At 73.6% G+C, this 2,703-nt stretch carries 2 protein-coding genes and 1 pseudogene; all 3 read left to right on the forward strand.

Annotated elements, in window-relative coordinates:
• Window positions 1–59 precede the first annotated feature (59 nt).
• The gene (locus GT030_RS07290) at window positions 60–1,217 is read left to right on the forward strand and encodes a mandelate racemase/muconate lactonizing enzyme family protein (RefSeq protein ID WP_161200373.1); all 1,158 of its coding nucleotides are present in this window, start codon (window positions 60–62) and stop codon (window positions 1,215–1,217) included.
• Window positions 1,214–2,203: an alcohol dehydrogenase catalytic domain-containing protein gene (locus GT030_RS07295; RefSeq protein ID WP_161200374.1), complete on the forward strand. Its 990-nt coding sequence runs from the start codon at window positions 1,214–1,216 to the stop codon at window positions 2,201–2,203. Before GT030_RS07290 ends, GT030_RS07295 begins: the two co-directional genes overlap by 4 nt.
• A gap of 82 nt (window positions 2,204–2,285) precedes the next feature.
• Window positions 2,286–2,703: pseudogene (locus tag GT030_RS07300) on the forward strand (hypothetical protein); the annotation flags it as partial.

A 2,703-nucleotide genomic window follows, 5' to 3' on the forward strand; every position in this document is an offset into this window, starting at 1 on the left:
CTGTCACGCCAGCATTTCGAACGCATGACGAAATTTCGAACACCGAGGGGTGGACGGGCGTGCGTATCACCGGAATCAGCACCCATGTGGTCGGCACACCGTGGCGGAACCTGACCTATGTGCAGGTCCACACGGACGAAGGGCTCACCGGCGTCGGGGAGACCCGCATGCTGGGTCACACCGACGCCCTGCTCGGCTACTTGCGGGAGGCCGAGGCCAACCACATCGCGGGCTCCGACCCGTTCGCCGTGGAGGACCTGGTCCGCCGGATGAAGTACGGCGACTTCGGCCGGGCCGGCGAGATCGTGATGTCCGGGATCGCGGTGGTCGAGATGGCCTGCTGGGACATCAAGGGCAAGGCGCTCGGCGTACCGGTGTGGCAGTTGCTCGGCGGAAAGGTCACCGACCGCGTCAAGGCGTACGCCAACGGCTGGTACACCACCGAGCGCACGCCGGAGGCGTACCACGAGGCGGCCCGCGCGGTCGTGGCGCGGGGCTACCGGGCCCTGAAGATCGACCCGTTCGGCAACGGCCACTTCGAACTGGACCATGAGCGCACCCGGTACGCCGTCTCCCTGATCGAGGCCGTACGGGACGCGATCGGCCCGGACACCGAGCTGATGCTGGAGATGCACGGCCGCTTCTCCCCCGCCACCGCGATCCGCCTCGCCCGCGAACTGGCGCCCTTCGACCCTGCCTGGCTGGAGGAGCCGGTGCCGCCGGAGAACCTGAAGGCGCTGCAGAAGGTGGCCGCCAAGGTGGACATCCCGGTCGCCACCGGGGAGCGGATGCACGACCGGATCGAGTTCCGGGAGCTGTTCGAGAGCCAGTCGGCGGACATCCTCCAGCCGGACGTCGGCCACATCGGCGGCATCGGGGAGACCCGCAAGCTGGCCGCGACCGCCGAGACCCACTACGTGCTGCTCGCCCCGCACAACGTGGGCGGGTCGGTCCTCACCGCCGCCTCGCTCCAAGTCGGCTTCAGCACACCGAACTTCAAGATCCTGGAGCACTTCAACGACTTCGCGGACGCGGAGATCAAGACGGTGGTGAAGGGCGCGCCCGAGGTGGTCGACGGCTACTTCCACCTCTCCGACGCCCCCGGCCTCGGCGTCGAGCTGGACACCGACGCGGCGGCCGAATTCCCGCAGCAGCAGGCCCGGTTCGACCTATGGGCCGAGGGCTGGGAGCGCCGCAGGCCGAAGGGGACGAAGTGAGCGTCCAGGTGGTGGTCGAGGCGCCGGGCACGCACCGGCTGGAGCCGCACACACCCCGTACGCCCGGCCCCGGCGAGGCGCTGGTCACCGTGCACGCGGTGGGGATCTGTGGCAGCGACCGCGAGCTGTACCGGGGCAACCGGGCCGCGCCGTACGTGCGTTACCCGGTGGTGCCCGGCCACGAGTGGTCCGGCACGGTACGGGAGGTGGGCGCCGGGGTGCCGGAGCGCCTGGCCGGCCGCAAGGTGGTCGGCGAGGGCTTCCGCAACTGCCAGGTGTGCGCCCGCTGTCACGCCGGCGAGACCACGCTCTGCGAGGCGGGGTACGAGGAGACCGGCTTCACCCGCCCCGGCGCGATGGCCCCCACCCTCACGCTGCCCGCCCGGCTGCTGCACCCCCTGCCCGACGACGCCGACCTCACCGCGGCCGCCCTGCTGGAGCCCGCCGCCTGTGTCGCGGCCGCCGCCCTCCTCGCCGACGCCCGGCCCGGCGAGCGGGTCGCGGTGGTCGGCACGGGGACGCTCGGCATGCTCGCGGTGCGGTTCCTCGCGGCGGTCTCCCCCGCCGAGCTGCTGATGGTGGGCCTGGACCGGGAACGCGAGGCGTTGGCGAAGGAGTTCGGCGCCACCGGCTTCGCCGTGAGCGGCCCGGACCTGCCCGGCGGTTACGACGTGGTGATCGAGGCCGCGGGCTCCGCCGAGGCGGCGGTCACGGCCGCCGCACTGCTCCGGCGGGGCGGACGCCTGGTGCTCACCGGCATCCCCGCACCGGGCGCGGCGGGCCTGGACCCGGCCGGCCTCGTCCTGCGGCGGCTGGAGGTGCGGACCGTCTTCGGGGCACCCCCGGCCGCCTGGGCGCACGCGGTCCGGCTGTTCGGCGCCGGGCTGCTGGATCCCCTGCCCCTGGTGTCGCACCGGCTGCCGCTGACCGAGTTCGCGCGGGCGGTCGAAGCCGAGGGGCCCGGAAAGGTGCTGCTGCTGCCCTGACCCGGGCGTACGCGCTCCCCTGGGGGCTCGTTCGCCCGAAGATCCGAACCTTGTCCGGCATACCGAACACGAAAGGCAGCCCGTGACCGACCTTTCCGCCCCGGCAGTCCGCCGGCCCGGTGAGCAGGCGCTCGCCGCTCTGGGGCTGGCCGCGCCCGCCCCCGACCCCGCCGACGCCTCCCCGCACCGCTTCCCGGACGGCGGGAGCTGGCGTACCGAGATCCCCTCGTGCGAGGGGCCCGAGGCGCTGGCCGTCGTGCTGGCCGAGGCGGCACGGCTGGACGTGCCGGTGCACCGGGTCAGCCAGGGCAGCGGCGTCTGGATGCTCACGGACGCCGAGATCACCGAGATGGCCGGGGCGACCCGCGAACGCGGCATCGAGCTGTGCCTGTTCACCGGGCCGCGCGGCACCTGGGACACCGGCGGCGCGGTGCGCTCCGACTCACGCGGCGGCGGCCCGCGCGCCCGGGGCCACGACGCGGTGGCCGGCTGTGTCGAGG

The sequence above is a fragment of the Streptomyces sp. SID1328 genome, assembly GCF_009865595.1.
GTDB lineage: Bacteria > Actinomycetota > Actinomycetes > Streptomycetales > Streptomycetaceae > Streptomyces > Streptomyces griseoluteus.